The following is a 24,674-nucleotide window of genomic DNA, read 5'->3' as shown; positions in this document are numbered from 1 at the left end:
TCCCCTGCATCAATCCGCCTGCCGCTTCTTCACGGAAGTCTGCTTCGGTTTCTTGGCGCGCTTGATCTGGCCGCCAGGCGTCAGGCGCTGGTTGCCGAGCACGCGCAACTGCTTCACTTCCGGCCGCTGGCCGCCGCGCTTGCTGAACTTGAGGACCTTCACGTCGCGCGGGCCGGGCATGCGGTCTTCGTCGATCGCCTTGTCCTTCTTCACCGGAGGGCGCCAGAGCACGATGAGCTTGCCGATGTGCTGGATCGGCGCGGCATTCAGTTCGTCGGCCAGTTGCTGGTAGATCTGCTCGCGCGCGGCCCGGTCGTCGCCGAGAATGCGCACCTTGATGAGGCCGTGGGCCGACAGCGCGGCATCGACCTCTTTCTGGACCGCTGCGGTGAGGCCGTCGCCGCCGATCATCACCACGGGGTCCAGGTGGTGGGCGTTGGCGCGGTGTTCCCGGCGCTCCGCGGGGGTCAATTGGATTTGGGGCATGGGCCGTATTATCGAGGCAGGATGAAAGCCAACACGAAAAGCAAGAAGGTGAACAAGGCGTGGCTCCACGACCACGTCAACGACACCTACGTCAAGCTCGCCCAGAAAGAGGGCTACCGCGCACGTGCCGCCTACAAGCTCAAGGAAATCGACGAAACCCTCGGGCTCATTCGCCCGGGGCAGGTGGTGGTCGATCTCGGCTCCGCGCCCGGTGCCTGGAGCCAGTACCTGCGCAGGCGCATGGCGCCCGCGGGCGCGGCCACCGGCCAGCTCAATGGCACCCTGATCGCGCTCGACATCCTCCCCATGGAGCCGATCGAGGGCGTCACCTTCCTGCAGGGCGACTTCCGCGAGGAGGACGTGCTCGCGCGGCTCCAGGAGGCCGTGCAGGCGCGGCCGGTGGACGTGGTGGTGTCGGACATGGCGCCCAACCTGTCGGGGGTGGAATCGGTCGATGCCGTGCGCATCGCCCACCTGATCGAGCTGGCGGTGGATTTCGCGCAGCAGCACCTCAAGCCGGACGGCGCGCTGGTGGTGAAACTCTTCCATGGCAGCGGATATGCCCAGCTGGTGCAGCTTTTCAAGGAACACTTCCGCACCGTCAAACCGATGAAGCCCAAGGCATCGCGCGACAAATCGTCGGAAACCTTTCTCGTCGGAATGGGTTTGCGCAAATAACCCTGCGGGAATTTTTCCCGCCCCCGTGCAGGCGGCCATGCCGCGGGCGGGCCGGCCGGATGCCCGAGCTATGGTGACCATAGCCGCGGTTGGGGTAAAGGCAAGGTGGCGCTCGCCTTGAAAGGCCTAAAATGCGCCCTAAATGCGCTGGAACATGCTCCCGGTGAGCGTCTGATCCGGCCATTGTTCTCCCCCTCGATTCTGGAGCCCCGCTTTGAACAATCAATGGTTTTCGAAAATTGCCGTGTGGCTCGTGATCGCCATGGTGCTTTTCACGGTGTTCAAGCAATTCGACACCCGTGCGGGCGCCAGCGCCGGCAACATCGGGTATTCGGAGTTCCTGGAAGAAGTGCGTGGCGGCCGCATCAAGAACGCCACCATCCAGGAAGGGCAGGGTGGCACGGAGATCGTGGCCACCACCAATGACGACCGCAAGGTCCGCACCACGGCCACCTACCTCGACCGTGGCCTGGTCGGCGATCTCATCAACAACAACGTCAAGTTCGACGTCAAGCCCCGCGAGGAAGGCTCCCTGCTCATGACCCTTCTGGTCAGCTGGGGCCCCATGCTGCTGCTGATCGGCGTGTGGGTGTACTTCATGCGGCAGATGCAGGGCGGTGGCAAGGGCGGTGCCTTCAGCTTCGGCAAGAGCAAGGCGCGCATGCTCGACGAGAACAACAACACCGTGACCTTCGCCGACGTGGCCGGCTGCGACGAGGCCAAGGAAGAGGTCAAGGAGGTCGTCGACTTCCTGAAGGATCCGCAGAAGTTCCAGAAGCTCGGCGGCCGCATCCCGCGCGGCCTGCTGCTGGTCGGCCCTCCCGGCACCGGCAAGACGCTGCTGGCCAAGTCCATCGCCGGCGAGGCCAAGGTGCCGTTCTTCAGCATCTCCGGCTCCGACTTCGTCGAGATGTTCGTCGGCGTGGGCGCGGCCCGCGTGCGCGACATGTTCGAGAACGCCAAGAAGAACGCCCCCTGCATCATCTTCATCGATGAAATCGACGCGGTGGGCCGCCAGCGTGGCGCCGGCCTGGGCGGCGGCAACGACGAGCGCGAGCAGACCCTCAACCAGATGCTGGTCGAGATGGATGGTTTCGAAACCAACCTGGGCGTCATCGTGGTCGCCGCGACCAACCGCCCGGACATCCTGGACGCCGCGCTGCTGCGCCCCGGCCGCTTCGACCGCCAGGTGTACGTCACGCTGCCGGACATCCGCGGCCGCGAGCAGATCCTGAACGTCCACATGCGCAAGGTGCCCGTGGGCCAGGACGTGAACGCCGCCGTGATTGCCCGCGGCACGCCCGGCATGTCCGGAGCCGACCTCGCCAACCTCTGCAACGAGGCCGCGCTGATGGCCGCCCGCCGCAACGCACGCACGGTGGAGATGCAGGACTTCGAGAAGGCCAAGGACAAGATCATCATGGGCCCCGAGCGCAAGAGCATGGTCATGCCCGAGGAAGAGCGCCGCAACACGGCCTACCACGAGGCCGGCCACGCGCTCATCGGCAAGCTGCTGCCCAAGTGCGACCCCGTCCACAAGGTCACCATCATCCCGCGTGGTCGCGCGCTGGGCGTGACGATGAGCCTGCCCGAGAAGGACCGCTACAGCTACGACCGCGAGTACATGCTCAACCAGATCAGCATGCTGTTCGGCGGCCGTATCGCGGAAGAGGTCTTCATGAACCAGATGACGACCGGCGCGAGCAACGACTTCGAGCGCGCGACCTCGATCGCCCGCGACATGGTGACGCGCTACGGCATGACCGAGGCCCTGGGCCCCATGGTCTATGCCGAGAACGAGGGCGAAGTCTTCCTCGGCCGTTCCGTCACCAAGACGAACAACATGAGCGAGCAGACGATGGAGAAGGTGGACGGTGAAGTCCGCCGCATCATCGACGAACAGTACGCCCTGGCGCGCAAGCTCATCGAGGACAACCAGGACAAGATGCACGCCATGGCGAACGCGCTGCTGGAATGGGAAACCATCGACACCGAGCAGCTGGACGACATCATGGCGGGCAAGCCGCCCCGTCCTCCCAAGGACTGGACGCCCCGCACGCCGTCGTCCGGCGGCGACAACTCCTCCGGCGGCGGAACGCCGGCGCCGGTGTCCAGCGATCCTTCGCCCACCGTGGCGTAAGGCGCTGCAGCCTGCCCGCGGGGCAGTGCACTGAAACGGGGCCTCGGCCCCGTTTTTGCGTTTGCAGCTTCCCTTTTGTTTCCACGAACTTCCACCACGTCGGCGACCTCCCTCCATGCACTGGCAGACATCCCGCTTCCGCATCGACCTCTCGCGCCCCCAGGTCATGGGCATCCTGAATGTGACGCCGGACTCCTTTTCCGACGGTGGGCGCCATGCTTCGCTGCGGGATGCCCTGCGCCGTGCCGAAGTCCTGCTGCAGGACGGCGCGGACATCCTGGACATCGGGGGGGAATCCACCCGCCCCGGCAGCCCGGCGGTGCCCCTGGAGGAGGAACTGGCCCGCGTGGTGCCGGTGGTGAAGGAGGCCGTGGCCTGGCGCGTGCCCATTTCGGTGGATACCTACAAGCCCGCCGTCATGCAGGCGGTGCTGGACCTGGGCGCGGACATCGTCAACGATATCTGGGCCCTGCGGCAGCCGGGTGCCCTGGAAACAGTGGCGCGCCATGGAACATGCGGGGTGTGCCTGATGCACATGCATGGCGAACCGCAGACCATGCAGGTGCAGCCCATGGAGGGCGACGTGGTGGCTGCGGTGCAGGCCTTCCTCGGTCGCCAGGCCGATGCCCTGCACGGCCAGGGCGTGGCCAGGGATCGCATCGTGCTGGACCCCGGCATCGGGTTCGGCAAGACGGTGGAGCAGAATTTCGCGCTGCTGGCGCAGCAGGCGCAACTGGCCACGGACGGCCATGCCTGGCTGGCCGGATGGTCTCGCAAGTCGTCGCTGGGTGCGGTGACCGGGCTGCCGGTGCAGGACCGGCTCGTGCCCAGCGTCGCCGCAGCGCTGCTGTCGGTAGAGCGGGGTGCCCGCATCGTGCGCGTGCACGATGTCGCGGAGACGTTCGCGGCACTCAGGATCTGGTGCGCGGCCCGGCTACCATCGGAGGGTTCCGGCGCAAGCCGTGCTTCCGGGCCGGCGCGGCCGCAGCCATAGCCGCCTTGGCGGCGCGCTCCCGCCGGAAAGCACGGGGCCAAGCCGGCAAAGCAAGAAGAAACCAGCAGGAACATGACAATGGCTCGCAAATATTTCGGTACGGACGGTATTCGTGGAACCGTGGGGCAGGCCCCCATCACGCCGGATTTCGTCCTGAGGCTCGCGCATGCGGTGGGACGGGTGCTGCGGCGCACGGAGGAGAGGCCGACGGTGCTGATCGGCAAGGACACGCGCATTTCCGGCTACATGCTCGAGAGCGCGCTGGAGTCCGGCTTCAATTCGGCCGGCGTGGACGTGGTGCTGCTGGGGCCGCTGCCCACGCCGGGCGTCGCCTACCTCACGCGCGCGCAGCGCGCCAGCCTCGGCGTGGTGATCAGCGCCAGCCACAACGCCTACCCCGACAACGGCATCAAGTTCTTCAGTGCGCAGGGCACCAAGCTGCCCGATGAATGGGAACTGGCGGTCGAGGCCGCCCTCGACGAGGCCCCGGCCTGGGCCGATTCGGCCTCCCTCGGCAAGGCCCGGCGCCTGGAGGATGCGGCCGGCCGCTACATCGAGTTCTGCAAGAGCACTTTTTCCCAGGATCTCACCCTCAAGGGCACGAAGATCGTGGTGGATGCGGCGCACGGCGCGGCCTACCACATCGCGCCCAAAGTGTTCCACGAGCTGGGAGCCGAAGTGCTGGCCATCGGCTGCTCGCCCGACGGGCTCAACATCAACCACCAGGTGGGCGCCACCCATCCCGACGCGCTGGTGCGCGCGGTGCGCGCCAACCGTGCCGACTACGGTGTGGCGCTGGACGGCGATGCGGACCGCCTGCAGATGGTGGATGCCGCCGGCCGGCTCTACAACGGCGACGAATTGCTCTACCTCCTGGCGGCGGACCGCCTGTCGCGGGGGGAAAACGTCCCTGGCGTGGTGGGCACCCTGATGACCAACATGGCCGTGGAGCTCGCGCTCAAGGCCGACGGCGTGGAACTGGTCCGTGCCAAGGTGGGCGACCGCTATGTGCTGGAGGAACTGGCCCGCCGCCGCTGGCTGCTGGGCGGCGAGAGCTCCGGCCACCTGCTGGCGCTGGACCGGCACACCACGGGCGACGGCCTGATCAGCGCGCTGCAGGTGCTGCAGGCCTGCGTGCGCGGCGGCCGCAGCCTGGCGCGCACGCTGGAGCACGTGCGCCTTTTCCCGCAGGTGCTGGTCAACGTCCGGCTGCTTCCCGGCCAGGACTGGAAGGCCAACACCGTGCTGCAGGACGCGCTGAAATCGGTGGAAGCCGAACTGGGCACGCAGGGGCGCGTGCTGGTGCGGGCCAGCGGGACCGAACCGCTGCTGCGCGTGATGGTCGAGACCTCGGATGCGGACCGCGCCAGCCATTTCGCCCACCAGCTCGCCGACGCGGCCCGGGCGGGTTGAAGAGGCCACCCGGCGCGGAGCCGGTGGTCTGCCGCGCGGGGAAGCGGCTCAACCTTCGGGCCGTATCGTCCGCTGCTGCAGCAGCGGCGTGATGGCCTGCGCGGTCTGCGGGCGGCTGAAGTAGTAGCCCTGTGCCTCGTCGCAACCCTGCTGCCGCAGGTACTCCAGCTGTTCGGCCGTTTCCACGCCCTCGGCGGTGGTGCGCATGCCCAGGGCCTGGGCCATGCGGATGATGGCGCTCACGATGGCCCGGTCGTTGCTGTCCACGCCCAGGTCGCGCACGAAGGACTGGTCGATCTTGAGCTTGTAGATCTGGAAGCGCTTGAGCTGGCTCAGGGACGAATAGCCGGTCCCGAAGTCGTCCATCGACATCCGCACGCCGCGGGCATGGAGCTGGTCCATGGTCGCGATGGCCGACCGCGGATCGTCCACGGCGACACCTTCGGTCAGCTCCAGCTCCAGTCGCTGGGGGTGCAGGCGGGTTTCTTCCAGGATGCGGCTGACCAGTTCCGGCAGCAATGGCTGCCGGAACTGCAGGGCCGACAGGTTGACGGCCATGGACAGCCACTCCAGCCCCATGGCATGCCAGGCCTGCAACTGTGCCAGGGCCGTGCGGAGCACCCATTCGCCGATCTGCAGGATCTGGCCGCTGTCCTCGGCGATCGGGATGAATTCGGCCGGCGAGATGGGGCCCAGCTCCGGATGGTCCCAGCGCAGCAGGGCCTCCACGCTGCGGATCTCGCCGCTGGCGATCGTGATCTGGGGCTGGTAGTGCAGGTGGAGCTGCTCGCGCTCCAGGGCCCGCCGCAGCGCGTTTTCCAGCAGCAGGGCGCGCACGGACTGCGCCTGCATCTCCGGCGTGAAGAAGCGGTAGGTGTTGCGTCCGTCGAGCTTGGCGCGGTACATGGCCACGTCCGCGGACTGCGTCAGCGTGTCGAAATCGCAGCCGTCGTCCGGGAAGAGGGCGATGCCCATCGAGGGCGCCATGGTGAGTTCGTGGTGGCCGATCTGGTAGGGCTGGCGGGAGGCTTCCTGCAGCTTGGTGGCCACGCGCGCCGCGCCGTGGGCATTGGCGCCTGGCAGCAGCAGGATGAATTCGTCGCCGCCCAGCCGGGAAACCGTGTCGCGGTCGCGCACCACGGCCCTCAGGCGCTTGGCGATCTCCACCAGCAGCGCGTCGCCGACCCGGTGGCCCAGCGAATCGTTCACATGCTTGAAGTGGTCCAGATCGAGAAAGACCACCGCCAGGGGCGTGCCGTTTTCCTGCGCGACCCGGATCGCGTGCTGGGCGCGTTCTGCCAGCAGCGTGCGATTGGGCAGGCCGGTGAGCGGGTCGTAGTGCGCCAGCCAGTAGATGCGTTCCTGGTCGTGCTTGCGGTCGTTGATCTCGCGGTGCAGGCTCTCGACGGTTTCGCTGAGCTGGCGCGTGCGCTCCTGGACCTGCTGCTCCAGTTCGGCGTGCATGCGGGCGAGTTCCGCCTGCGTCTTGCGCTGCTCGCTCACGTCCATGGCGATGCAGATGCATCCCTGTTCGGGAAAGAGCGGGTCCAGTGGCTGGCTGCGCACCTCGCAGGCGACCGTGCTGCCGTCCTTGGCGAGCAGTTCCATCTCGCCGGTGAAGCCCGTGCCGTTCGGTTCGCCGTGGCCGTGGCACTCCATGGCCTCCCAGTCGGCATCGCTGAAATGCCGCTGGCGGGCCGATCCTTCGGACAGCTCGCCCGGCGCGTAGCCCAGCATCTGCTCGAAATGCCGGTTGCAGCGGGTGAGCCGGTTGTTGCGCACGAATGCGATGCCCACCATCGCGTGGTCGAACAGCGCCTGCTTCTCCCGGATCGCCGCGTGCAGCCGGATTTGCGCGTGGCGCTGCTCGTCGATGTCATCGACGATCCAGATCGATCCTTCGGAGGTGTCCAGCGGATTGATGAGGCGGCCCGTGAGGCTGGCCCAGAAGAGGCGGCCGTTCTTGCGCCGCATCTGGCACTCGCAGCGGTAGGGCAGCCCGAGGGAAAGGGTGGGGTAGGCCGCCCGCCCGAGGGCGCGGAAGGCCGCGGAATCGGGGTAGAGGCTCTGGCTGCTCAACCCGATCGCTTCGCGGGTGGAGGCGTAGCCGAATATTTCCGCATATCGGGGATTGCAGCGGACCACCTGCCGCTGCCGGATGAACACGATACCCACGCCGGCACTGTCCAGTAGCGTCTGCTGCTCGCGCAGGAGTCGTTCCACGGCAGGACCGTCGGATGTTCCCAGAACAGGCAGGGACCGGACTTTGGTGAAGGGCATGACAGGGCGGACGCCGGCTTGGGGTGGCCGGTAGGGAGCAACAAAGTGTAGCAGCGAGTCGGTGCCGGGCGGGCAGGGCAATCCAGAAGAGCGGGGCCCTGCCGCGTGCCCGGTCACCCGGAACGCGATACGGCCGGGCCGGCGGCGCGGGCGGGTGTCATGAGCGCGCCATGGCCGAGACATGGGCATGTCATGCACCGCTGCGACATTGTCCAGCGCGGCCCTGCAGGGCAGGGCTGCGATGGTTCAACGGTCCACCGGGAGTAATTCGTGAGCGACCTTCCTGTTCCCACCCTGCCGCTGTCTCCTGACATGTCTTTCCGGAGGTCGCTTCATCGACCGGGTCCTGGGGAGGTTCCAGCGCCGCGGCCAGGCAAAAGCGCGGTGGCACCCATCGAGGCCTCCTGAGCCCGCGACGCGGCCGAAGTCCGGGAAGCCCAGCGGCTGAGGTACCTCGTGTTCGCGGGTGAAATGGGCGCGCGCCTGAGCACCTCCGTCCCTGGCCATGACGTGGACGCCTTCGACGCGTACTGCGAGCACCTGCTCGTGCGGGACGTGGAAACGCGGGCCGTGATCGGCACCTACCGGGTGCTGACGCCCGCCCAGGCGCAGCGTGCGGGCGGGCTGTACAGCGACACCGAGTTCGACCTGTCGCGCCTGGACCACCTGCGCGGGCGCATGGTGGAGCTGGGCCGCAGCTGCGTGCACCCCGACTACCGCCACGGCGGGGTCATCATGACCCTCTGGGTGCGCTGGCGGACTTCATGGTGCGCAACCGGCTGGACATGATGATCGGCTGCGCGAGCATCCCCATGCTGCACAACGGCGTGCTCAGCGGCAACGCCGCGGCCAGCATCTGGAACCAGCTCAAGGCAGGCTACATGGCGCCGGCCGAATACGAGGTGCAGCCCCGCCTGCCGCTGCCGGTGGACCAGCTCGACGGCTCGCTGCCGGTGGAGCCGCCGGCGCTGATCAAGGGTTACCTGCGGCTGGGCACGCGGGTGCTCGGAGCACCGGCGTGGGATCCGGATTTCAACACCGCCGACCTGCCGATGATGATGCGCATCGAGGATCTTCCTCCCCGCTACCGCAAGCATTTCCTCGGATGACCGCTTTGCGGCACGATGATCGTTGCGAGGCGGTTCGTGACATATGTCGATGACATGTCATGAAAATGTCATGGTCGAGCCCAATACTAAAACTGATTCCGATACTGATAATTTGCCTTCCATGCACTCTTCGCCAACGTCCTCCGAGGAACCGGCTTCGTCCGCAGGCGTCCAGGATTCCCTGACGTCCTCCGAGCCCCGGTCCGATGCCTCCGGCGTCGCGTTCCTCAACCGCGACCACAGCATCCTGGCGTTCAACGAACGGGTGTTCGACTGGGCGGCGCGCACCGACGTGCCGCTGCTCGAGCGGCTGCGGTACTTGTGCATCGTGTCGTCCAACCTCGACGAGTTCTTCGAAGTGCGCGCCGCTCCGCACATCACGGCGGCGCAGAGCGGCGAGACGAAGGGCCCTTACACGGTGGCGTCCTTCGAGGCGTTGTCCGCCAAGGCGCACGATCTGGTGGCCCGGCAGTACGCGCTCTACAACGAGTCGCTGATGCCGGCCTTCGCCGAGCAGGGCATCCACATCGTCTCCCATGGCGAGCGCTCGCCCGAGCAGCGCCGCTGGGTGCGCGACTACTTCGAGCGCGAAGTGCGCCCGCTGCTGGTGCCCGTGGGGCTGGACCCCGCGCATCCCTTCCCGCAGGTGGCGAACAAGTCACTGAACTTCATCGTGCGGCTCAAGGGCAACGACGCTTTCGGGCGCGAGAACGAGATCGCCATCGTCAAGGTGCCGCGTGTGCTGCCGCGGCTGGTGCGGCTGCCCGTCAAGGTGGCGCCGCAGGGGGCGCAGTGCGTCAGTCTGTCCAGCATTGTGCGGGCACATCTGACCGAACTGTTCCCCGGGCGCGACGTGACGGAGTTCTCCCAGTTCCGCGTGACGCGCCATTCCGACCTGGCCGTGGACGAGGACGACGTGCGCAACCTGCGCACGGCCCTGCGCCAGGGCCTGCAGCACCGCCATTACGGCCAGGCGGTGCGCCTGGAGGTGTCGGCCAGCTGCTCGCGCTTTCTGTCCGATTTCCTGCAGTCGCAGTTCGCGCTGCCCGATGCGGCGCTGTTCCGCGTCCATGGGCCCGTGAACCTGGTGCGGCTCACGCAGCTGGTGGACCTGGTCAACGAGCCGGCCCTGCTGTTTCCGCCCTGGCGCGCGGCCTGGCCCCGGCAGGTGCAGGTGGGCGCGCCGCTCATGGAGCAGATCCGGCGCCGCGACATCCTGGTGCACCAGCCGTTCGAGAGCTTCGACTCGGTGCTCCAGTTCCTGCGCGAGGCCGTGAACGATCCCCAGGTGCTGGCCATCAAGCAGACGATCTACCGCACGGGCGCGGATTCCGAGATGATGGAGCTGCTGCGCGAGGCCGTGCGCCGCGGCAAGGAAGTGATGGCCGTCGTGGAACTGAAGGCCCGCTTCGACGAAGAGGCGAACATCAACTGGGCGGAGGCGCTGGAGTCCATCGGCGCCCAGGTGGTCTATGGGGTGGTGGGACTCAAGACGCACGGCAAGATGCTGCTGGTGACCCGCCGCGAGGGCAAGCAGCTGCGCCGCTACGGGCATCTCTCCACGGGCAACTACAACCCCCGCACGGCACGGCTCTACACCGACCTGAGCTATTTCACGGCCGATGCGGACACGACGGCCGACATGGATGCCGTGTTCAACCACCTGGCCAGCCAGAACAAGCTGCCCCGGCTCAGGCGCCTGGTGATGGCGCCTTTCCACCTGCACCGGCAACTGCAGGAGATGATCGTGGCCGTGGGCGATGCCGCCGCGCGCGGGGAAGACGCGCGCATCGTGGCGAAGATGAATGCGTTGACCGACGAGGCACTCATGAACGCGCTCGTCGCCGCCGGGCAGAAGGGCGCGCGCATCGACCTGATCGTGCGCGGCGCCTGCATGCTGCCCGCGCAGCGCGAGGGCGTGACCGACAACATCCGCGTGCGGTCCATCATCGGGCGTTTCCTGGAGCACACCCGGGTGTTCTATTTCCGCGCGGGCGACAAGGAGCAGTTGCTGCTGTCCAGCGCCGACTGGATGAACCGCAACATGCTGCGGCGCGTGGAACTCGCCTGGCCGGTGGACGATCCCGAACTGCGCCAGCGGATCATCGACGAATGCCTGGTCGCCTACCTGCACGACGACAAGGATGCCTGGACGCTGCAACCCGACGGATCCTATGCCCGGGCGCCGCATCCCGTGTCCGGCCATGGCGCGCAGCAGGCGCTGATGCTGCGCTACGGCCCGTCCGGCGCCGCGCCCTTGGCGGCCAGGACATGATGGACCTGATCCTGTGGCGGCATGCCGAGGCGGAAGAGCCCCGCGAAGGCGATGAAGACCTGCAGCGCCCGTTGACGCCCCGGGGAGAGAAGCAGGCCGCGCGCATGGCGGCATGGCTGGACCGACAACTGCCGGACGGGCTGCGCGTGCTGGCGAGCCCTGCTGTCCGCACCGAGGCCACCGCCAAGGCGCTGGGGCGCAAATACAAGCTGCGCGCGGAGCTGCTGCCCGGAGGCACCGCGGCGGACCTCCTGGAACTGGTGCAGTGGCCGCACGCGCGTGGCGCGGTGCTGGTCGTGGGGCACCAGCCCATGCTGGGGCAGGCCGCAGCCGAACTTCTCGGCCTGCGCTCCCCGGATTGCGCCATCCGCAAGGGGGCGGTGTGGTGGCTGCGCCGCCGGGCGCGCGCCGAGGTGGCGGAAACCATTCTCATGGCGGTGCAGGCGCCGGATTTCCTGTAGCCCGGGCAGCGGCGTCCCGCATGCGCCAGCAGCTGCCCGGGAAGGGGCTCAGGCCTTGCCGTCGGCGCGCGCCTTGGGGGCCTTGGCAGGCTTGGCGCCGATGGCGGTCCCGGCCGGCTCGGACTTCGGGCGACCCGTCTTGATGGACGGGATGGCCTGCATCGCCTTGGCCAGCGCGGCATCGGGCAGGCTGGCCAGCAGCACGAGGCCGGCACGCAGCAGCTCGCTCTTCTTGGCGGGCGCGCCCTGCAGTGCCAGGCGCTGCTTCAGGCCTTCGATGGCGGCGTACTCTTCCTTGGGGATCGTGAAGCTGTCGCGCACCAGCTTGGGCTTCTTCGGCTTGGCTTCGCGTGCGGCCGGTGCCTGCTTGGCGGCGGCGGCCGCTGCGGGCTTGACGCTGCGCTTGCCTGCTGCGCCGGGAGCCTTGCCGGCTTTTTCACCCTTGCCGGCCTTGGAGGCCGCAGTGACGACCGAAGCGGCCGCCAGCGGGGTGGCCGCAGCTTCGGCGGAGACGGGGGCAGGGGCGGAAGAGGTGGTATCGGGCATGGCGGATCATCGAAGGTAAAACGGTATAAACAGTTTATACCGTTATGGATGAGTCCGCATGTTTTTGCGGCTTTTGCACCGCCGTGCCGTCAGGTCAATTCGGCCACGAACTCCCAGGCGGTTCTCTGCCATGCGGTGCCTTCCTCGCGCAGCAGGTGGGCCGATTGCGGATACGCCGCGGCCCAGCCCGGGCGGGCCGAGGCGACGAAGCGGTGCCCGTCGCGCACCAGGGCCACACCTTCCAGGTCCGGGTCGCGGCGGGCATGGCACAGGGCGACCGCCATGCGCAGGCAGGCGAGCTGGTGGGCCAGCCGCGGATCGTCGATGTCGGCCTCGAGCTTGCGCACCTTGCCCCGGTGGCCCTGCACGAGCCGGCCGAGGTGGCGCAGCTCCGACACGGAAAAACCCGCCGCGTCGGTGTGGTCCAGGAGGTAGGCGCCATGGTGGTGGTGATCGCCATGGGAGACGATGCAGCCGATCTCGTGCAGTCGCGCGGCCCAGACGAGTTCCCTGTGGCTTTGCTCGGCGACGCCGGGACAGGCCTGCTGGTGGAGCAGGGCGGCCGTGCGGGCTACGCGCTCGGCATGCCGGACATCTACGCGGAACCGCTCCATCAGTCCGAGCACCGTGGAGGAGCGCAGGTCGTCGGCATGCAGTTCGCGGTCGAGCAGGTCGTACAGGACGCCCTGGCGCAATGCGCCCTGGGCCACCTGCATCTCGCGGATGTCCAGCAGGTCGAACACGGCGCGCAGCACGCTGAGGCCGCCGCCGATCACCGGCCGGCGGTCTTCCTTCAGGCCCTCCAGCCGCACCTTGTCCACCGTGCGGGCGCGAAGCAGTTGCTCCCGCAGCCAGTCCAGCCCGGACCGGGTGATGAGGCCGGGCGGGCCGCCCAGCACGGCCAGGATGTCGCCGATCGCGCCGGCGGTGCCGGAGGATCCATAGGCCACGTCCCAGGCCTGGGGCCGGTAGGTGTTGAGCGCCTCGTCCAGCACGGCCTGGGCCGCGATCTCGGCGGTGCGGAAAGACTCCGGGGTGAAGGCGCCCTCCGGGAAGTAGCGGCTGGACCAGGCTACGCTGCCCACGCGGAACGAGGCCACCGTGTCGGCCGAGAAGCCATGGCCCAGGATCAGCTCCGTGGAGCGGCCGCCGATGTCCACCACCAGCCGGCGCTCGTCCGACTGGGGCAGCAGGTGGGCCACGCCCTGGTAGATCAGGCGGGCCTCTTCGGGGCCGGAGACGACGTCGATCGGGTGGCCGAGCAGGGCGCTGCCGCGCTGCAGGAAGGCGTCGCGGTTGCGCGCTTCGCGCAGTGTCTGGGTGGCGACGGCGCGCACCCTCTCGGCCGGAAAACCCTTGAGGCGCTCGGCGAAACGCGCGAGGCAGTCCCAGCCGCGCTGCATGGCGTCGGGCGTGAGGTTGCGGTCTTCGTCCAGGCCGTTGCCCTGGCGGACGGTTTCCTTGAGGTATTCGATCCTGCGTATCAGCCCGTGCTCGAAGCGTCCGATTTCGAGGCGAAAGCTGTTGGATCCGAGATCCACCGCGGCGAGCAATGTTCCGTCGTGCATGTTGTCGCGCCTTGCGCGCTGGTTTTTCTGGCGGCGCAGCATAGCACTCCCTTTTCGGTGCCCGTGCAAAACAGGCGCAGGCCCGCCGGCGGTGTTCCGCCGGGGTGATCGGCCGTGCCGCGCGAACGGGTGGCGCGGGCCGGCCGGCGCCGGCTCGCAACCTTGCCGCGGATGTCCAGAGTAAGGCGGAATCGTGACATTCGCATGACACCCGGGGGCGGCGAAACGGCCGGTTTACTGGGGAGCGCGACCATGACATGCTGGACGGCGCGTCACAGTCCTGTCATAAAGCGCTCCTACAGTCCGCACCACTGATTCTTTTCAACCAAGAGGTTCCCTCATGAAACTGTCTGTGATTCGGATTCTGGTGTCGGGCGTCGTCTCGGCGGGTGCGTTCTCCGCCGCGTGGGCCCAGCAGGAGGCCACGGGCGCCGGCGCCAGTTTCCCCGCTCCGCTGTACTCCAAGTGGGCGGCCGATTACAACAAGGCAACCGGTGTCAAGATCAACTACCAGTCCGTCGGCTCCGGCGCCGGCCTGCGCCAGATCGAGGCGAAGACGGTGGACTTCGGCGCGTCCGACGCTCCCCTGAAGGACGAGGACCTGGCCAAGAAGGGCCTGGTGCAGTTCCCCACCGTGATCGGCGGCGTGGTGCCCGTGGTCAACATCAAGGGGATCGCTCCCGGCCAGATCAAGCTGAGCGGCCAGGTGCTCGGCGACATCTACCTGGGCAAGGTGACCAACTGGTCCGATCCGGCCATCAAGTCCCTCAACCCCGGCGTGACCCTGCCGGACGCGCAGATCGCCCCGGTGCGCCGTGCCGACGGCTCCGGCACCAGCTTCATCTTCACGAACTACCTGTCGAAGGTGAACGAGGAGTGGAAGACCAAGGTCGGCGAAGGCACGGCCGTGAACTGGCCCACCGGCGCGGGCGGCAAGGGCAACGAAGGCGTCGCCGCTTTTGTAGGCCGCCTGCCCAACTCCATCGGCTATGTGGAATATGCCTACGTCAAGCAGAACAAGCTGACCTACGTGCAGATGCAGAACGCCAACGGCGCCTTCGTCTCGCCCGACGATTCCGCCTTCAAGGCCGCTGCCGCAGGCGCCGACTGGTCCAAGAGCTTCTACCAGATCCTGACGAACCAGAAGGGCAAGGAATCGTGGCCCATCACCGGTGCCACCTTCATCCTGATGCACAAGGTCCAGGACAAGCCCGCCCAGGCCTCCACGTCGCTGAAGTTCTTCGACTGGGCTTATAAGAACGGCGACAAGACCGCCGCCGACCTCGACTACGTGCCCATGCCCGACAGCGTGAAGGCCGTCGTGCTCAAGTCCTGGGATGACATCAAGGACGCTTCCGGCAAGGCCATCCCGCTGAAGTAAGTCCCCGGGCCGCCTCTCCCGCGCAGGGCAGGGGCGGCCGAAAACCCGAAAAGGCCGCCCCCGTGTCCAGCACCATGTCCGCACCTCCCGCGACGCCGCTGCAGCGCAGCGCCAGCGCCCCCCGAACCACTCCACCTCCCCGCGCGCCACTGCTCTCCGGAGCGGTGGCGGACCGCATTTTCGCGGGGCTCGCCCGGGGCGCTGCCATGCTGACCCTGGCGCTGCTGATCGGCATCCTGGTCTCGCTGGTGATCGGCGCGTGGCCGTCCATACAGACATACGGCGTGAGCTTCCTCGGCCGCAGCGTCTGGGACCCGGTGCAGAACGACTACGGCGGCCTGGTCATGATCTACGGCACGCTGGCCACGTCGATCATCGCGCTGCTCATCGCCGTGCCCGTGAGCTTCGGCATCGCGCTCTTCCTCACGGAACTGTCCCCCGCGTGGCTCAAGCGGCCCCTGGGCACCGCCATCGAGCTGCTGGCCGCCGTGCCCTCCATCGTCTATGGCATGTGGGGCCTGATGGTGTTCGGGCCCATCCTCGCCACCTGGGTGCAGCAGCCCCTGCAGTCGCTGCTGTCGGGCGTTCCCTACCTGGGCGCACTGGTGTCCGGCCCGCCCGTGGGCATCGGCATCCTTTCGGCCGGGATCATCCTGGCCATCATGATCATCCCGTTCATCGCCTCGGTGATGCGCGACGTGTTCGAAGTCACTCCCGCGCTGCTGAAGGAGTCCGCCTACGGCCTGGGCTCGACGACCTGGGAAGTGGTGTGGAAGGTGGTCCTGCCCTATACGAAAACCGGGGTGCTGGGCGGCATCATGCTGGGCCTGGGCCGCGCCCTGGGCGAGACGATGGCCGTCACCTTCGTGATCGGCAACATGAACCAGCTCGATTCGCTGTCGGTCTTCCAGGCCGCCAACAGCATCACCTCGGCGCTGGCCAATGAATTCGCGGAAGCCGGCGAAGGCCTGCACCAGGCGTCGCTGATCTATCTGGGCCTGGTGCTGTTCTTCATCACCTTCGTGGTGCTGTCGCTGTCCAAGGTGCTGCTGTCGCGCCTGCAGAAGAACGAAGGAGCGCGCTCGTGAGTACCTCGCAGCAACTCATTTCCGCGGCCCAACTGGCCAGCGACCGCCAGGCGCGCTATGCCCGCCGCAAGCGCATGAATACGATCGCCCTGGGCCTGTCGCTCGCGGCCATGGCGTTCGGCGTGTTCTGGCTGATCTGGATCCTCTGGGAAACCATCCGCCTGGGCGTGGGCGGCCTGAGCACCACGCTGTTCACCGAAATGACCCCGCCGCCCAACGAGGTCGGGGGCATCTCCAACGCCATCTTCGGATCGTTCGTGATGGTGATGCTGGCCACCTTCGTGGGCACGCCCATCGGCATCATGGCCGGCGTGTACCTGGCCGAATACGACAAGCGCAGCTGGCTCGCGTCGTCCACCCGTTTCGTGAACGACATCCTGCTGTCGGCGCCCAGCATCGTGATCGGCCTGTTCGTGTATGCCGTGGTGGTCGCGCGCTTCAAGAGCTTCTCCGCCTATGCCGGCATCATCGCCCTGGCGCTCATCGTCATTCCGGTGGTGATCCGCACGACCGAGAACATGCTGATGCTGGTGCCTGCCAGCCTGCGGGAGGCCGCCTACGCCCTGGGCACGCCCAAGTGGAAGGTCATCACGCTGGTCACGCTGCGCGCCGCGCGCGCCGGCGTCATCACCGGCGTGCTGCTCGCCGTGGCCCGCATCGCCGGCGAAACCGCTCCGCTGCTGTTCACCTCGCTCAACAACCAGTTCTGGAACGCCGACCTGTCCAAGCCCATGGCCAGCCTGCCGGTGACCATCTTCAAGTTCGCGATGAGCCCCTACGAGAACTGGCAGGAACTGGCATGGGCCGGCGTGTTCCTGATCACCCTCGCCGTGCTCGGCCTCAACATCCTGGCCCGCGTGCTGACACGCCAGAAGTCCTGAGACAACCCATCCGCCACAGATCGGACCCATTCCCCATGTCCACGAAAAACACCGGCGCCGCCGGAACCTCCAAGATCACGGTCCGCGACCTGAACTTCTACTACGGCAAGTTCCACGCCCTGAAGGGCATCAACCTGGACATTCCCGAGAAGAAGGTCACGGCGTTCATCGGACCGTCGGGCTGCGGCAAGTCCACGCTGCTGCGCACCTTCAACCGCATGTACGAGCTCTACCCCGAGCAGCGCGCGGAAGGCCAGATCCTGCTGGACGGCGAGAACCTGCTGACCAGCAAGCAGGACGTGGCCCTGATCCGCGCCAAGGTCGGCATGGTGTTCCAGAAGCCCACGCCGTTCCCGATGTCGATCTACGACAACATCGCCTTCGGCGTGAAGCTGTTCGAAAGCCTCAACGCGACCGACATGGACGACCGCGTGGAATGGGCGCTGCGCAAGGCGGCCCTGTGGAACGAGGTGAAGGACAAGCTGCACCAGAGCGGCTCGGGCCTGTCGGGCGGGCAGCAGCAGCGCCTGTGCATCGCGCGCGGCATCGCCATCAAGCCCGAAGTGCTGCTGCTCGACGAGCCGTGCTCGGCGCTGGACCCGATCTCCACGGCCAAGGTCGAGGAACTGATCGCCGAGCTGAAGAACGACTACACCGTGGTGATCGTCACGCACAACATGCAGCAGGCGGCGCGCTGCAGCGACTACACGGCCTATATGTACCTGGGGGACCTGATGGAGTTCGGCGAGACCGAGCAGATGTTCTTCAAGCCCCAGCGCAAGGAAACCGAAGACTACATCACCGGCCGTTTCGGCTGAACGGACCAGGAGCTCCCTCATGCCCGAAAAACACCTTTCGTCCCAGTTCGACAGCGAACTCAACAACATCTCCGCCCGCGTGATGGAACTGGGCGGACTGGTCGAGTCCCAGATCCGCCAGGCCATCTACGCGCTGTCGCAGTTCAGCGTGGAGGCCGCCGACCAGGTCGCCGCCACCGAGCACCGCGTGAACGCGATGGAGGTCGAGATCGACCACGAGCTCTCGTCCATCATCGCGCGCCGCCAGCCCACGGCCCGCGACCTGCGCCTGCTGATCGCCTTCTCCAAGGCGACGGCGAACCTCGAGCGCATGGGAGACGAGGCCAACAAGATGGCCCGCATGGTCAAGGCCATCATCGAGAGCGGCTCCGCCCGCTCGCTGCCCACCACCGACCTGCGCGTCGCGGCCGACCTGGCGTCGGGCCTGCTGCGCAAGGCGCTCGATGCGTTCGCCCGCCTCGATACCAAGGCGGCCGTGGCCATCCTGAAGGAAGACGATCTCATCGATCGCGAGTTCGACGGTTTCGTGCGCAAGCTCATCACCTACATGATGGAAGACCCCCGCACGATTTCCGCGAGCCTCGACCTGCTGTTCCTGGCCAAGGCCATCGAGCGCATCGGCGATCACTCCAAAAACGTGGCCGAGCTCATCATCTACCTCGTCAAGGGCAAGGACGTGCGCCACACGGCCCTCGAGGAGATCGAATCGGCCGTGCTCTGAAAGGCCACCCCCTCCCATGAAGAGACTTCCCCGCGTACTCATCGTCGAAGACGAATCCGCCATCGCCGAGCTGATCGCCGTCAACCTGCGCCACAACGGCTTCCAGCCCATCTGGTCCGAGGACGGCGAGTCCGCCCAGCGCGAGCTGGATGCGGTCCTGCCCGACGTCATCCTGCTCGACTGGATGCTGCCCGGCCAGAGCGGCCTGCAGCTCGCGCGCAAGTGGCGCGCGGACGCGCGCACCAAGCCCATTCCCATCCTCATGCTCACGGCGCGTGGCGACGAGCCCGACAAGGTGGCCGGGCTCGATGCGGGCGCGGACGACTACATCACCAAGCCGTTCTCCACCCAGGAGCTGCTGGCGCGCATCCGCGCCGTGCTGCGGCGCCGGGCGCCCGAGCAGGCCACCGATACCGTGGCCATTTCCGACCTGATCCTCGACGCCGGCACCTACCGCGTGACTTACCAGGGGCAGCAGATCAAGATCGGCCCGACCGAGTTCAAGCTGCTGCACTACCTCATGAAGCACCCGGAACGCGTCCACAGCCGGGCACAGCTGCTCGACAAGGTGTGGGGCGACCACGTCTTCATCGAGGAGCGCACGGTGGACGTTCACGTCAAGCGCCTGCGCGAAGCCCTGGGCGTCGCCGGCGCCATGGTGGAAACCGTGCGCGGCGCGGGCTACCGGCTCACGGCCCAGCCTGCCGCCCTGATGCGGGCCTGACCGTCGAGCGGGCCGCCCGCGGGCGGCCTTCCTTTTCGTTATCTGACAACAAGGCAGCGGAGCGCGGACGGGGAGGGGCCCCGCGGAGCCCTCCCGGATTCCATGGTTTCGCGTTGCATCTTCTTCCTGTCCTTCCAGGTCGTCGGCCTCCTGCTCGGCTGGCTCTGGGGGGGCTTCCACGGCGCGGTGGCGACCGTTTTCGCGGGCGTCTGGCTCTGGTTCCTCTGGGACCTCTGGCGCGGTTCCCGCGTACTGCGCTGGCTGCGCGACGGCGACCTCGCCAGCTCTCCCTCGCTCAGGGGGCTCTGGGGCGAGGCCGCCGACAGGTTCCGCCGCCTGCTGCGCCAGAACCAGGCCGACATCGCCGCGAGCGATGCGCGGCTGCAGGAGATCCTCGCGGCCCTGCAGGCGACGCCCAATGGCGTGGTGCTGCTCGACGCCGAGGGACACATCGAGTGGTGCAACCAGATCGCGGTGACGCAGTTCGGTCTGGATGCCGCGCGCGACATGGGCCAGTCGATCGGCAACCTGCTGCGCGACCCCGAGTTCAGCGCCTACTACGCCGCCCAGGATTTCTCCAGGGATGTCGTCCTGCAAGGACGCGAGAGCACGCCCTCCCGGCCGGTGCGCATTTCCGTGCACCTGCATCCTTACGGCGACGGCCGCAAGCTGCTGCTCTCGCGGGACGTGACGGCGCTGGAGCAGGCCGAGGCCATGCGCCGCGATTTCGTGGCCAACGTATCGCACGAGATCCGCACTCCGCTCACGGTCCTCATGGGGTTCGTGGAAACCCTGCAGACGCTGCCTCTGTCGTCCGAGGAGCGCGCGCGCTACCTGAACATGATGTCGCAGCAGGCCGGCCGGATGCAAAGCGTGGTGCAGGACCTGCTGACCCTGTCGCGCCTGGAGGGCAGCCCCCCGCCCGGGCTGACCGAATGCACGCCGGTGGATGCGCTGCTGCGCCGCTGCGAGGACGAGGCGCGCGGCCTGTCCGCGCTGCTCACCCGCAGCCAGTCGGCGGGCCATGTGCTGGAGTTTCCGCCGGCCGAGGCGCTGCAGGGCGCCGGCCAACTGATCGGGGTGACGGCCGAGCTGCAGAGTGCGCTCGCCAACCTGATCGGCAATGCAGTGCGCTATACGCCCGCCGGCGGCCGGATCACGGTGGCGTGGGAGACGCTGGCCGACGGCAGTGCCCGGTTCTCGGTGAGGGATACGGGCCCCGGCATCGAGTCCGTGCACATTCCGCGGCTGACCGAACGCTTCTACCGCGTGGACCGCAGCCGCTCCCGCGACACCGGCGGCACCGGGCTGGGCCTGGCCATCGTCAAGCACGTGGTGCAGCGCCATTCGGCGTCGCTGGGCATCGAGAGCACCGTGGGCAAGGGTTCCGTGTTTTCCGTCACGTTCCCGCCGCACCGCATCCAACGCAGTGCCCCGGTACGCGGCGCACCGGCAAAGGCCTGTTGACAGGCCCTAAGCCCATCCTGCCGGAGCGGGGCGCGGACCCGATGAACGGGCCTTCCGCAAGGCCCTCGCCAGCATCGCAATGAACAGCGCGGCCGTCAGTCCCAGCGCCAGCGCCCCGCCGATCCAGAAGGCGGCGGGCGACTGCTGCGGCGGATGTCCGGCGAAGCCCACGTAGGCCAGTACATAGCCCGCCGGCAGCCCGGCGCCCCAGAGCAGTACCCCGTAAGTGGCCAGCGGAGCGATGGTGATCCGGTAGCAGCGCAGGGCGAATGCGCAGAAGGTCTGCAGCGCATCGGCGACGTGGTAGGCCGCGGCCCAGGCCAGCAGCCCGCGGGCCATCGCCAGCACCTCGGGTGAGGACGTATAGAGGCCCGCCAGGCCTTCGCGTGCCGCGAGGGCCAGTCCCGACAGGACGAGGGCGGTGGCGCCCGCCATGCGCAGCCCCATCCACGCCACCTGCCGGGCGAGGGCCTCGTCGGCACGGCCGCGCCAGTAGCTGATCCGGGCGCTGGTGGCGATGGCCAGCGAGAGCGGGACCATGTAGAGCACGGCGGTGAGATTCGAGGCGATCTGGTGCGCCGCGGCGGCGACCGTTCCCTGCCGGGCGATGAACAGCGCCATCAGCGTGAACGAGGTGACTTCCACCATCACGGCCAGTCCCGCAGGCACGCCCAGCCGCGCGAAGTGCCCGATCTGCGCGGGGTCGGGGCGCTCCATGCGCTTCCACAGCGAGAGCGGCGCATACACCGGCGACGAGCGGACCAGCCACAGCGCGATGCCCAGCAGCAGGTAGTTCACGACGAGCGTGGCCCAGGCGCACCCGACGGCGCCCTGCGCGGGCAGGCCCGCGAACCCGAAGGTGAAGCCGATGGACAGCGGGATCTTCACGGCCAGCGAACCCAATTGCAGCCAGGTGACCAGCTGGGGGCGCCCCAGGGCCTGGTTGAGCGTGGTGTAGAGCCGGAAGGCCAGTGCCGGAGGCAGCGCCGCGGCCAGCACCGTGAGGTAGCGGCCCACCTCCGCGCGCAGCTCGGCCGGCACCTGCGTCCAGCGCAGGATGGCCCCGGGCGACAGCAGCACGACCATGCCCAGCAGGCTCGCCAGGGCGCAAAGGTACAGCGCCTGGCGCACCGTGCGCCCGATCTCCGTGGTGTGTCCGGCGCCGCGCTGTTCCGCCCAGATGGGCAGCAGCGCCTGCAGCACGCCCATGAGGGCGACATAGACGCTCACATAGACGGCGGAGCCGATCGAGAGCGCGGCCAGGGAGGAGGGCGCATGGCGGCCGGCGACGATGGTGTCGGTCACGCCGAACGCCATCACGGCGAGTTGCCCCGCCAGGACGGTGGCCGCGTGGCGCGCGACCTGGGCGCGCTCGGACGGCATCAGGGCCGCCCGGCCGCGGAAGGTTCGCGGCGCAGCACCAGAAGCCGGTCGTTCTTGTCGGTCGGGCGTGGCAGCACCACGGCGCGGCGCCAGCCGGCACCCCGGGTCAGCTCGTGGACCGTGGATTCCACCCCGGCGTCGGCCACCAGCCAGTCGCAGCGGCTGGCACGCACCTCCGACGGCAGCGCCACCGGCTGGATACTCCAGCCACCGTGGTATTGCAGCCCGGCGATCTGGGCGCGGCCCAGTCCGTAGACGAGCACGCACCCCGGTTCGGGGCCGAGCACGCGCGCGAGGTTCTCCACCTGGGGCCGGTAGCTGCGTCCATAGTCGAGCACCGGAAGGAAGAGTGTCATGAGCAGCAGCCAGCCCAGCGTGGCGCCGCTGGCCGGCAGCACCAGGCTCTTCCAGATCTCGGCGCGGTTGCGCGAGGCCCGCCACCAGGCCAGCGCGCACCACGCGGCGGTGGCCGCCAGCGCGAGGCCGAAGGCGACCGGGGAGAACTCGACCACGAAGCCCGGGGCCAGCCGGGCCACGTTGGCGGCGGGCTTGGCGGGCACGCCGGTCTGCATGGAGATCCAGATCACCCAGATGGTGATGGCCGACACGCTGAAGAACAGCAGGGTGAACCAGTCGATGAGCGAAGCGATGGCGCGGCGCAGCGTGGGCAGCGCGAACGCCGCCAGCGTGGCCAGGGCGGGCAGTCCGAGCAGCAGGGCCCGGTCGGCCGGGCGCGTGGTCAGCGCGCCCGCGACGGTGACGCCGACGAACCACAGAGGCAGCAACAGGTGGCGGTGGAGCGTGCGGCTGAAGATCTGCCGGCGCCAGCGCCAGATCGTCCACAGCGCCAGCGGCCAGGCGGGCCAGGAGAACCAGATCAGCAGGCGCACGAGGCTCGCCCATTCCTTGGCTTCGCCCTCCGGCACGATGCGCCAGCGCCACAGGTCCAGCACCGTCGAAAGTGCCGCCACGAGCAGTACCGGTACGGCCAGTGCCAGCCCCCAGGCCCATCCGGGCCGTGCGCCGGCCTGCGGATTCGGCTCGGCCGGCTCGTGGGCGGTGCAGGCCACCAGCAATGCGCCGCCGCCGCCCAGCAGCATGGCCATGGTCGGGGCCCCGCTCAGCGCCAGCCCGAGCAGGCCGAGGATGGCTGCCGCCAGGGATGCCAGGGCACGGTGCGGCAGGCAGGCTGCGGCGAAGAACAGCAGCGCCGTGCAAGCCAGCTGCGAGAGATAGCTGGTCACTTCGTGGGACAGCTGGGCGAGCCCCAGGCAGGCCAGCAGCGCGAGCAGCGCGCCGTCGGCCATGGCCCGCGCGTAATCCGAGGGGGAGGCTTCCCCGCCGAAGGCGAAGGCCACCGGCTGTGCGCCGGGACTGCGCGCGAGGTGGTACATGCCCCACCAGGTGGCGGCGAGCGTGATCACCAGCAATGCGACGAACGGCAACCGGGCGGCCATTTCCGCGGAGAGCCAGCCGGGAGCGGCCCGAACGGCCAGCGCGCCGAGCCAGTAGGGCAGCAGGCCATCGGTGTCGGGCGCCATGCCGCCCAGGGTCGGCGACATCCAGGGAGTGTTCCCCCGGGCCAGTTCCATCATGTAGCCGAATGCGGTCACGTCCGCGTTCTTCCAGGGAGAGCGGGCCACGAAGCCGGGCACGACATAGGCCAGGCACAGCAGCAGCAGCGCCCAGCGCGGCAGCGGCCGCACGGCGTCCTGGGTCACGATGGCGGGGGTCGGGGGATTCACGCGTTCAATGCCGAAAAATCGATCGAGAATAAAGGCAAAAGCCTGCGCGGCGCCGGCCGCCGGGCCGGGCAGTAAAAAAGGCAGCGCGGACGTGCCGGGCTGCCTTTGGCGGGATGCGGGGGCGGGGATGCCATGCGGCCATCCGTGCCACCCCGGGTCCGGTGGACCGCTGGATTACTTCGCGGCGGCCGTCTTGCCGAAGCGGTTGCGGAAGCGCTCGACGCGACCGCCCATGTTGTCCACCGACTTCTGCGTGCCGGTGTAGAAAGGGTGCGATTCGCTGGAGGTGTCCAGCTTGAAGAGCGGCAGTTCGCGGCCGTCGTCGGTCTTGCCGGTTTCCTTGGTGTTCACGCAGGAGCGGGTGACGAACTTGAAGCCGTTGGACAGGTCCACGAAGAGCAATTCGCGGTAGTTGGGGTGAATGCCTTCTTTCATGGCATGGTCCTTTCTGGGGGCTGCTGCGGGAGCCACGCCGCACCCATTGCGACGCACTTTCCGCTTCGAAAAAGCCTACCA

The 24,674-nt window shown here is 68.1% G+C and carries 20 protein-coding genes and 1 pseudogene; 14 read left to right on the top strand and 7 right to left on the bottom strand.

What is annotated here, in order from left to right:
• Nucleotides 1-9: 9 nt before the first annotated feature.
• Complete coding sequence (locus BLR99_RS12410) at nt 10-486, bottom strand: YhbY family RNA-binding protein (RefSeq protein WP_011795711.1); 477 nt, start codon at nt 484-486, stop codon at nt 10-12.
• 21 nt (nt 487-507) lie between these two features.
• Between BLR99_RS12410 and BLR99_RS12405 the strand changes: the two genes are divergently transcribed.
• The 4 genes from BLR99_RS12405 to glmM all read left to right on the top strand — a co-directional run bounded on the left by BLR99_RS12405 (nt 508) and on the right by glmM (nt 5,711).
• Nucleotides 508-1,164, top strand: a complete 657-nt coding sequence (locus BLR99_RS12405; protein WP_074687220.1) for an RlmE family RNA methyltransferase — start codon at nt 508-510, stop codon at nt 1,162-1,164.
• Nucleotides 1,165-1,378: 214 nt separating this feature from the next.
• A complete protein-coding gene (gene ftsH / locus BLR99_RS12400) occupies nt 1,379-3,304 on the top strand; it encodes an ATP-dependent zinc metalloprotease FtsH (RefSeq protein WP_011795713.1) in 1,926 nt (641 codons plus the stop codon).
• A gap of 115 nt (nt 3,305-3,419) precedes the next feature.
• Nucleotides 3,420-4,298, top strand: coding sequence for a dihydropteroate synthase (folP, locus tag BLR99_RS12395; RefSeq protein ID WP_074687218.1), 879 nt, complete (start codon nt 3,420-3,422; stop codon nt 4,296-4,298).
• A gap of 78 nt (nt 4,299-4,376) precedes the next feature.
• On the top strand, nt 4,377-5,711 hold the full coding sequence (glmM, locus tag BLR99_RS12390) for a phosphoglucosamine mutase (protein WP_011795715.1): 1,335 nt from the start codon (nt 4,377-4,379) through the stop codon (nt 5,709-5,711).
• 48 nt (nt 5,712-5,759) lie between these two features.
• On the opposite strand, the gene BLR99_RS12385 is transcribed toward glmM, so the two are convergent.
• Nucleotides 5,760-7,991 carry a bifunctional diguanylate cyclase/phosphodiesterase gene (locus BLR99_RS12385; RefSeq protein WP_011795716.1) on the bottom strand — a complete coding sequence of 744 codons (2,232 nt, stop codon included), beginning with the start codon at nt 7,989-7,991 and terminating at the stop codon, nt 5,760-5,762.
• A 270-nt stretch (nt 7,992-8,261) separates the two neighbouring features.
• Here BLR99_RS12385 and BLR99_RS12380 point away from each other — a divergent pair.
• The 3 genes and pseudogenes from BLR99_RS12380 (at nt 8,262) to BLR99_RS12370 (ending at nt 11,836) form a co-directional block, all read left to right on the top strand.
• A pseudogene (locus BLR99_RS12380) lies at nt 8,262-9,100 on the top strand (GNAT family N-acetyltransferase).
• A gap of 121 nt (nt 9,101-9,221) precedes the next feature.
• Nucleotides 9,222-11,375 carry a polyphosphate kinase 1 gene (gene ppk1 / locus BLR99_RS12375; RefSeq protein ID WP_074687216.1) on the top strand — a complete coding sequence of 718 codons (2,154 nt, stop codon included), beginning with the start codon at nt 9,222-9,224 and terminating at the stop codon, nt 11,373-11,375.
• Nucleotides 11,372-11,836 (top strand): SixA phosphatase family protein, encoded by a 465-nt coding sequence (locus tag BLR99_RS12370; RefSeq protein ID WP_053845258.1) that lies wholly within the window; start codon nt 11,372-11,374, stop codon nt 11,834-11,836. Before ppk1 ends, BLR99_RS12370 begins: the two co-directional genes overlap by 4 nt.
• A 48-nt stretch (nt 11,837-11,884) precedes the next feature.
• Here BLR99_RS12370 and BLR99_RS12365 read toward each other — a convergent pair whose 3' ends face one another.
• Together BLR99_RS12365 and BLR99_RS12360 are read right to left on the bottom strand one after the other, a co-directional pair.
• On the bottom strand, nt 11,885-12,382 hold the full coding sequence (locus BLR99_RS12365) for a hypothetical protein (RefSeq protein WP_074687212.1): 498 nt from the start codon (nt 12,380-12,382) through the stop codon (nt 11,885-11,887).
• Nucleotides 12,383-12,471: 89 nt separating this feature from the next.
• Entirely contained in the window at nt 12,472-13,950 is a 1,479-nt protein-coding gene (locus BLR99_RS12360; protein WP_041828000.1) for a Ppx/GppA phosphatase family protein, read from the bottom strand.
• Between the two features lie 340 nt (nt 13,951-14,290).
• Here BLR99_RS12360 and pstS point away from each other — a divergent pair, with 340 nt between their 5' ends.
• The 7 genes from pstS to phoR all read left to right on the top strand — a co-directional run bounded on the left by pstS (nt 14,291) and on the right by phoR (nt 21,030).
• Nucleotides 14,291-15,331 (top strand): phosphate ABC transporter substrate-binding protein PstS, encoded by a 1,041-nt coding sequence (gene pstS / locus BLR99_RS12355; RefSeq protein WP_017438220.1) that lies wholly within the window; start codon nt 14,291-14,293, stop codon nt 15,329-15,331.
• 74 nt (nt 15,332-15,405) lie between these two features.
• Complete coding sequence (pstC, locus tag BLR99_RS12350) at nt 15,406-16,419, top strand: phosphate ABC transporter permease PstC (RefSeq protein WP_011795723.1); 1,014 nt, start codon at nt 15,406-15,408, stop codon at nt 16,417-16,419.
• A complete protein-coding gene (pstA, locus tag BLR99_RS12345) occupies nt 16,416-17,300 on the top strand; it encodes a phosphate ABC transporter permease PstA (RefSeq protein WP_011795724.1) in 885 nt (294 codons plus the stop codon). Before pstC ends, pstA begins: the two co-directional genes overlap by 4 nt.
• 35 nt (nt 17,301-17,335) lie before the next feature.
• Complete coding sequence (gene pstB, locus BLR99_RS12340; protein ID WP_011795725.1) at nt 17,336-18,118, top strand: phosphate ABC transporter ATP-binding protein PstB; 783 nt, start codon at nt 17,336-17,338, stop codon at nt 18,116-18,118.
• 19 nt (nt 18,119-18,137) lie between these two features.
• Nucleotides 18,138-18,839 carry a phosphate signaling complex protein PhoU gene (gene phoU, locus BLR99_RS12335; RefSeq protein ID WP_011795726.1) on the top strand — a complete coding sequence of 234 codons (702 nt, stop codon included), beginning with the start codon at nt 18,138-18,140 and terminating at the stop codon, nt 18,837-18,839.
• 16 nt (nt 18,840-18,855) lie between these two features.
• Nucleotides 18,856-19,563 (top strand): phosphate regulon transcriptional regulator PhoB, encoded by a 708-nt coding sequence (gene phoB / locus BLR99_RS12330; RefSeq protein ID WP_011795727.1) that lies wholly within the window; start codon nt 18,856-18,858, stop codon nt 19,561-19,563.
• A gap of 102 nt (nt 19,564-19,665) precedes the next feature.
• Nucleotides 19,666-21,030, top strand: a complete 1,365-nt coding sequence (gene phoR, locus BLR99_RS12325) for a phosphate regulon sensor histidine kinase PhoR (RefSeq protein ID WP_011795728.1) — start codon at nt 19,666-19,668, stop codon at nt 21,028-21,030.
• Between the two features lie 6 nt (nt 21,031-21,036).
• Here phoR and BLR99_RS12320 read toward each other — a convergent pair whose 3' ends face one another.
• From BLR99_RS12320 to BLR99_RS12310, 3 genes are all read right to left on the bottom strand, one after another.
• Entirely contained in the window at nt 21,037-22,413 is a 1,377-nt protein-coding gene (locus BLR99_RS12320) for an MATE family efflux transporter (RefSeq protein WP_011795729.1), read from the bottom strand.
• On the bottom strand, nt 22,413-24,158 hold the full coding sequence (locus BLR99_RS12315) for a hypothetical protein (protein ID WP_011795730.1): 1,746 nt from the start codon (nt 24,156-24,158) through the stop codon (nt 22,413-22,415). The genes BLR99_RS12320 and BLR99_RS12315 overlap by 1 nt, the downstream gene beginning before the upstream one ends.
• Nucleotides 24,159-24,332: 174 nt before the next feature.
• Nucleotides 24,333-24,593 (bottom strand): type B 50S ribosomal protein L31, encoded by a 261-nt coding sequence (locus tag BLR99_RS12310; RefSeq protein WP_011795731.1) that lies wholly within the window; start codon nt 24,591-24,593, stop codon nt 24,333-24,335.
• Nucleotides 24,594-24,674: the final 81 nt, after the last annotated feature.

Source organism: Paracidovorax citrulli (assembly GCF_900100305.1).
Lineage (GTDB): Bacteria > Pseudomonadota > Gammaproteobacteria > Burkholderiales > Burkholderiaceae_C > Paracidovorax > Paracidovorax citrulli.
This window is presented reverse-complemented; position numbering and strand designations above follow the sequence as displayed.